Origin of the sequence: Streptomyces sp. NPDC088252, from assembly GCF_044740965.1 — a bacterium.
Taxonomy (GTDB): domain Bacteria; phylum Actinomycetota; class Actinomycetes; order Streptomycetales; family Streptomycetaceae; genus Streptomyces.
Genome location: NZ_JBIURS010000061.1, coordinates 1 through 6,398 on the forward strand (window position 1 = coordinate 1; position 6,398 = coordinate 6,398).

The window sequence follows — 6,398 nt, forward strand, 5'->3', positions numbered from 1 at the left end:
CCCCCAGGCCATCCGTTCGACAGGGGGACACAGTCATACCGGGCCCGGAGGCCGGCGGTCCCGTTGCAGGACCGCGAAAAAGATAACGGGGGCGGCGAGCGGCCGCTGCCCGCCCTGGTCGACCTCGACATCGGGATGGGACGTACCGGCGCGGCCACACCCGAGGACGCGGTGGCGATCGCCGTCCGGCTGGACCGCTCGGCACGGTTCGCCTACGCGGGCCTGCAGGCCTGCCCGGGCCGAGTGCAGCACATCATCGCCTACCACGAACGCGCCGCCACCTACGGCCGTCAGCTCGACCGGCTTGAGGAAACGCTCACCTCACTCGCCAGGAACGGCCTGCCCCCTGCCACCGTCAGCGGTGGTGGCACGGGAACCTTCGCCATCGACGTCGAGCGCAAGCTCTACACCGAGAGCCAGGCCGGGGCGTACTGCCTGATGGACGTCGACTACGACCTGGTGGAGCTGTTTCCCGGCGCCGCCAACCCGTACCGGTTCGCGCTCCACCTGCGTACCGCAGTCGTCAGCGCGAACCAGCCCGGCCATGTCACGATCAGCGCGGGCTTCAAGAGCCTGGCGACCGATGGCCCGCCGGCCCAGGTCCGGCAAGGACACTGGCCGGGCACGACCTACGCGTTCTTCGGTGACGAGTTCGGGAAGATCTCCACCCCAGACGGAGCGGCCAGGCCTGGTGTCGGCGACATCGCCGACGTGCAGGCATCGCACTGTGACACGACCATCAACCTCCACGACTTCTACCACGTGGTGGACGACGACACCGTCGTCGACATCTGGCCCATCGACGCCCGCGGCATGCTTTGAGCCGACGTGACCGGCCGGTCACGTGCCGACACTGGAGCGACTCAGGTCCGGGCAGCCTGATCGGTCAGTCATCTTCCCGGTCAGGAAGTCGACGGCGACCCGGTTGAACTGTTCAGGATCCTCGAACTGGATCCAGTGGCCGACCTCGTCCCACGCGGCGAGGGTTGCGTCGGGCAGATACCGGTGCAATGCCTCCCTGTCCCTCCCCTCGTAGCGTGGAGTCCGTGATTACAGGGAAAGTTGGGACTCATGGGACCCAAGCAACGGATGTACATCTGAGTTTCGTGAGGGTGCTGTGCGCATCGTGATCGAGACGGGCAGGTCGGTCCCGGAGGTCGCCGAGGAGCTCGGCGTGCACTCGGGCACGCTGCACAGCTGGGCGTCGCGGTCGGCGTCGTCCGGCCGGCCGGCCGAACCATCACCGGGTGGCCGGATACGAGAGACGGAACGCACTGAACTGGAGCGGCTGCGCCGGGAGATGAACGAGAGGAACAAGCGGATCTGCGAGCTGGAGATGAAGCGTGATGTCCCCAAGCGATGCATGACCCTCTGGGTGAAGTGACCGAGACAGAACCGGCCGCCCTGGCCGCGTTCATCGGCAAACAGAGGACCGAACACCTCGTCCCGCACCGTCTGGCCTGCCAAGTTCTGGAAGTGCCGGAGTCCTGGTTCCACAAGTGGCGTGAGAAGCCCACCACGGCCCGCGAGGTCTGGCGCGGACAGCCGGCCGAGGCGATCCGGCAGATCGTCGAGAACTCCCGCCGGGACCTTAACCGCGTGCAACTGTGACAAGCAGGCTTCCTAGCACTCGGTGAGACGTCAACACCTTACGAGCGGAGGACGCAGCAGGTGTGGTGACGCCCCGCCCTCCCGGCGGGGCCGTGGGCGGGGCGCAGGGGGCGTGCGTGTCAGCCCGTCCAGACATCCTCCACGTAGCGGTCCTCGGCCATCAGGGTGGACAGCCAGGTCTCGGCGCTCTGCTCGTCGTCTTTCACGCGGTCGCGGTAGATCCGGCGGAACGTGTCGCGTACGGCGGGTGCCATCGCGCGGCCGTCGCCGCAGACACGGACATGCGCGCCGGCTTCCAGCAGGGCCCATATCTCGTCCGCTTCGCGCTGGATGCGGTGCTGGACGAACCGGTCGTCGTTCTCGGGGGCCTGGGAGAAGACCGGCCGCAGGCCGACCGCGCCTGCGGCCTCCGCTGCCTCCAGTTCGGTGCGGTGCAGGTAGTCCACGTCCGGGTGGTCACAGCCGAAGTAGCACACGAGGGGAGCCTGGCCGGGCTGCGGCGACGCAGTGCGGTCCGCGATCGCGGCGCGGAATGGGGCGAGCCCGGTTCCCGCGCTCACGGTGATGACCGGGACGGACGGGTCCGTGGGGAGCCGGAACACATCCCGGCATGGAGCAGTCCTGGCGTGGACGATGTCCCCCGGCTTCACCGTGCTCAGACACGACGGCCCCGTTCCCAGGAACGTGCCCTCGCCGCTTCGGTGGGGTGCCGGTGCCGCGGCGACCATGAGGTCGACGGCGTCGGGGGAGACCGTGGGGGAGGACGAGACCGAGTAGTAGCGCGGGCGCATGGGGGAGAGCGCTTCGAGCAGCAGGGGCAGCGACGGCCGGCAGGACGCGTACCGCTCCAGCAGAGCAGGCACGGTGGGGAGGGCTTCGCCGGTTCCGTTGTGCGAGGCGGCGGCCAGGCCCTCCAACGCCGTCCGGTCCGGCGGGCACTGGGCGACGGACGCCAGGAGCGTGGCCTGGCGTGCGGTGACGGGCTGCTGGAGCTCCAGGAAGTGCGTCAGCAGGGTGCCCACGCTCAGTGGCCGGTCCACCGGGAGCGGGTTGCGGCCCGCCGTCGTCGTCCGCAGGCGGACCACCCGGTCGAGGTTGAGACCGAGTAGATCCGCGAGGCGTTCCACGAGCGCGGCAGGGTTCGCCGGCCTGATGAGTAGATGGTCACCGGTCCGGTAGGGCGTGCCAGCCGGCAGCCGCAGCCGGATGAAGCGCTTGGAGCGGGCCAAGGGGCTGTCGGTGTCGCACAGTTCCTGGTTGGCCACCACCTCCAGTGGCAGGAGGGAATCGCCGTCGGGCGATGTGGTGAGTGCCGTGTGGTCCTCCTCCGAGTCGGCGTCCTCCACCGAGTAGCGGGGCGTGATCCCGTGGGACACCGGGCCCTCGGCGGGCTTCCCGTAGCGGCTGAGCAGGGCCGACCACAGCCCGGTGCCCCAGCGTGTGGTCTCATCGGCGCTGTCGGCGCTCACGTCCACGGCCGCTCGCTCCACCACGGCTTCGGCCCCGGCAGCGGCCAGCATTTCGTCGATCAGAGTGGGTACGCGCTGATAGGTGATGGCCCAGTTACGGTCGCCCAGTCCCAGTACGGCATACGGGACCCCGGCCAGGCGGCCGACATTCTTGCCGTCGGACAGCCATTCGATGAATCGGGCGGCGTCATCGGTTGGGCGTCCGTTGTAGGAGGCGGTGACGATCAACGTTGGCTGGTCGGGCACAAGAGTGTCCACGGCGTCGTCAAGCCGGCCGACCTCGGGGGTGAATCCGTGCCGTGCTGCCTGGTCGGCGAGGTCGTGGGCCAGCGCGCGGCAGGCGCCGAGGTTGGAGCCGTACAGCACGGTGAACGCGGTGCCGGGGGCGCGCAGCGCAGGTGTGGTCCCTTCGGGCGGGGCGGACACCGCGTCCGGGGCGGACACCGCGTCCGGGGCGGGCGGCCTGACCTGGCGGCGGTCTGCTGCGGTCCTGCGTACGGGGGTCAGGGTGAAACCGTCCGGCTTGAGCGTCAGGGCTTCCTTGATCCGCAGCTTGTAGTTGCTGTGGTCCACCAGCCGGTAGCGGTGGACGAGCAGGCCGAGCAGCAGCGTCGCCTCGTGCAGCGCGAACTGCCGTCCAATACAGGAGCGTTCACCGTTGCCGAAAGGCTTGAAGAGGTGGGCAGGGCGGTCGGCCACGCGTTCCGGTGTGAAGCGCGAGGGGTCGAAGAGCCCTGGGTTGTCGCCCCAGGCCGGGTCGCGGTGCAGCATCGGGGTGAGGACCATGACGCCCTGGCCCCGGCGCAATGGGTAGCGGCCGCCCAGGGTCGTGTCCTCCAGAGCCTCCAGCGAGAAGGCGGGGGCGGTCGGCCACAGGCGCAGCCCCTCGTTGAGGACCTGGCGGACGTAACGAAGCCGGCCGACATCCTCGTAACTCGGGTCGGGTTCAGGCTCGTCCCCCCACACGGCGGTGGTCTCCTCCCGGGCCCTGGCCAGCACCTCGGGGTGCTTGAGCAGGTAGTACAGCGCGAAGGAGAGGGCGCCGCTGGTGGTTTCGTGCCCGGCGATCAGGAAGGTGATCACCTGGTGGCGGATGTTGAGGTCGTCCAGCGGTTCGCCGGTCTCCTTGTCGGTGGCGTGCAGCATCAGTCCCAGCAGGTCATCGGCGCCGTCGGTGCGGCCCGGACCCGCGGCGCGGCGTCGCCGGATGACGTCGTCGACGAGGGTGTTCATGGCCGCGATGTCGGCGGCGTTGCGTTCGTTGCGGGAGCGATAGAGCAGATCAAGCCCGGGGATGAACTGCGGCTTGGCCTGGGCATGGGCCAGTGCCCGGACCATGGAGCCGATGAAGGGGTGCGGCTGCCTGCGGCCGAAGGAGTCGAAGTCGTAGCCGAAGCCGCACAGCCCGATGGTGTCCAGGGTGAGCCGGGTCATGTCGCCCGCCACATCCACCGGTGTGCTCTCGTGGGCGTCCCAGTCGGCGATGAGCTTGCGCGCCACGTCCAGCATTATGGGGTGGTAGTCGCGCAGGGCATTCGCAGCGAAGGCCGGCAGCAGGACGTTGTGCGCCTTGCGCCAGTTCGGCTCGTCGTCGTAGGCGGTGAACAGGCCGTCGCCCGCGAAGTCGCGTACGGCTTCCAGCGCGTCGGACACCGACTTGCGGAAACGCGTCTCGTCGCACAGCTCGGCCACCAGGTCCAGCCCCGAGACGATCAACAGCTCCTGGCCGAAGAAACGCAGGGTGTAGGCCGGGCCCAAAACGCGTGCCTCGCGCATCGCGTACCGGATGAATCCGTCCGGGGGCACGTTCAGCGCGTGTCCGACCAGGGGCAGCGCGCGCCTCTCCGGTGGCTTGCGGCCCGCTCGTAAGGTCGTGATGGTCATCTTTTCCGCCCTCCGCTGGTGCTCCGCCATGCCATTCGGGGATCACTGTACAAGCGACTTTGTCGTGTGACAAAGTCGTGCGACTTGAACGTCTGACTGTGTTGCTACAATCGGCCACATGTCTCATGTCAGCGCCGCCGACCGCCGTCCCCAGCTCATCGCGGCGGCCATTGATCTCATGGGGCGCGAAGGCGTCGCCGCAGGGAGTACGCGGGCCATCGCCTCGGAGCTCGGCGTCGCGCAGGCAACCGTGCACTACACCTTCGGCGCGAAGGCAGACCTGTACCGGGCAGTGCTGGAGAGCCTCGCCGAGGGCATGGTCGCCAGGGTGCGCGCCGAGGCGAGCCGCAGCTCGGCGACGCTCGAAGAGGCACTCCGCGCCGTGGGGGATACGCTGTGGCGTCAGCTCTGTGAGCAGCCGGAGCGCCACCTCCTGATGTATGAGCTCGTCATCTTCGCGCTCCGGAGCCCCGAGCTTCGTGATGTAGCCGACCGATTCCACCGGGACATTCAGGACGCGGCGGCGGTGATCGTCGCGGAGGCCGCGGAGCGGGCCGGTCAAGTTCCCGCAGTGCCCGCGGCAGAGCTCGCACGCTTCATCCTGGCCGGGTTCGACGGCCTCTCACTGGAGCTCCTGGTCCGGGGCGGACGCCCCGGGGCGGACATGGAGCGCTCCATGGAGCAGCTGATGGCCGCGACGGCGTCCCTCGCGGGAGCCGGGAACCCGCCGCTGTCAGCGGGTGGTTGACCCCGCTAGCCGAGCGGTGTGGGGAGCGATTTTGACCCGCGCGGGCAAGGAGCGGTCTTCTTCTGGATTGCTACTGACTTCGGCTCGTCGTGGCAGGGCACCGCCCGGGTCGTCGGTCGCTCGACAAGCGACACACCAGCCACCCGTCGGCTGTGAACCGCCGACTTAGAGCTCGCGCGAATAGGCGGGTCTGGGGTGACCGGTCGGAGCCGTCCTGAGATCTGGCTTTCGTTACCTGCCGTGATCATTCTCGGGTGGTCGGGTGGGTCGTTGTTGTGGTGGGAGGCGTGGCGCGGTCCTGTGCATGCCGCTGGATTCTGGCGGCTGGGGTGGGGTCTGCGCAGAAGGGCGCAATCTCGTTCCTGGTGTGCGTGCCTGAGAGTGGGTTGGTGTCAGTGGGGGGCGGTTACCGTGGCGGTCATGTCTGACGATCCTCAAAGTGGTGGCCCGCGTGAAAGGGGTCTGATGCAGGGCTGGGTGACAGGTTTGGTCACGCGGCCAGGAGGGCCGGTGTGGTCATGACGGTTTCGTATTCGACGGGGGTCAGCCGACCGAGTGAGGCTTGTCTGCGGCGTCGGTGGTAGGTCCGCTTGAGGTGACCCCCGGAGTGTGGACACAGGGGTTCATGCTGCGAGTGAGAGTTTAGCTGTCTTGTGGTGGTGCTGTTCGAATTCCATCGGGGAGAG

5 protein-coding genes are annotated in these 6,398 nt (G+C 68.6%); 4 read left to right on the forward strand and 1 reads right to left on the reverse strand.

Features of this window, described 5'->3' with window-relative positions; all coding sequences use genetic code 11:
* Window positions 1-63: 63 nt before the first annotated feature.
* The 3 genes from ACIOHC_RS43650 (at window position 64) to ACIOHC_RS43660 (ending at window position 1,611) form a co-directional block, all read left to right on the forward strand.
* Window positions 64-822: an alanine racemase gene (locus ACIOHC_RS43650; RefSeq protein WP_401846999.1), complete on the forward strand. Its 759-nt coding sequence runs from the start codon at window positions 64-66 to the stop codon at window positions 820-822.
* Window positions 823-1,117: 295 nt separating this feature from the next.
* Window positions 1,118-1,384 (forward strand): transposase, encoded by a 267-nt coding sequence (locus ACIOHC_RS43655; protein WP_351087188.1) that lies wholly within the window; start codon window positions 1,118-1,120, stop codon window positions 1,382-1,384.
* On the forward strand, window positions 1,381-1,611 hold the full coding sequence (locus tag ACIOHC_RS43660) for a hypothetical protein (RefSeq protein ID WP_351087190.1): 231 nt from the start codon (window positions 1,381-1,383) through the stop codon (window positions 1,609-1,611). The genes ACIOHC_RS43655 and ACIOHC_RS43660 overlap by 4 nt, the downstream gene beginning before the upstream one ends.
* A gap of 119 nt (window positions 1,612-1,730) precedes the next feature.
* Here ACIOHC_RS43660 and ACIOHC_RS43665 read toward each other — a convergent pair whose 3' ends face one another.
* Window positions 1,731-4,964: a cytochrome P450 gene (locus ACIOHC_RS43665; protein ID WP_351087192.1), complete on the reverse strand. Its 3,234-nt coding sequence runs from the start codon at window positions 4,962-4,964 to the stop codon at window positions 1,731-1,733.
* A 118-nt stretch (window positions 4,965-5,082) separates the two neighbouring features.
* Between ACIOHC_RS43665 and ACIOHC_RS43670 the strand changes: the two genes are divergently transcribed.
* Window positions 5,083-5,712: a helix-turn-helix domain-containing protein gene (locus ACIOHC_RS43670; RefSeq protein ID WP_351087194.1), complete on the forward strand. Its 630-nt coding sequence runs from the start codon at window positions 5,083-5,085 to the stop codon at window positions 5,710-5,712.
* The last annotated feature ends 686 nt before the right edge of the window (window positions 5,713-6,398 follow it).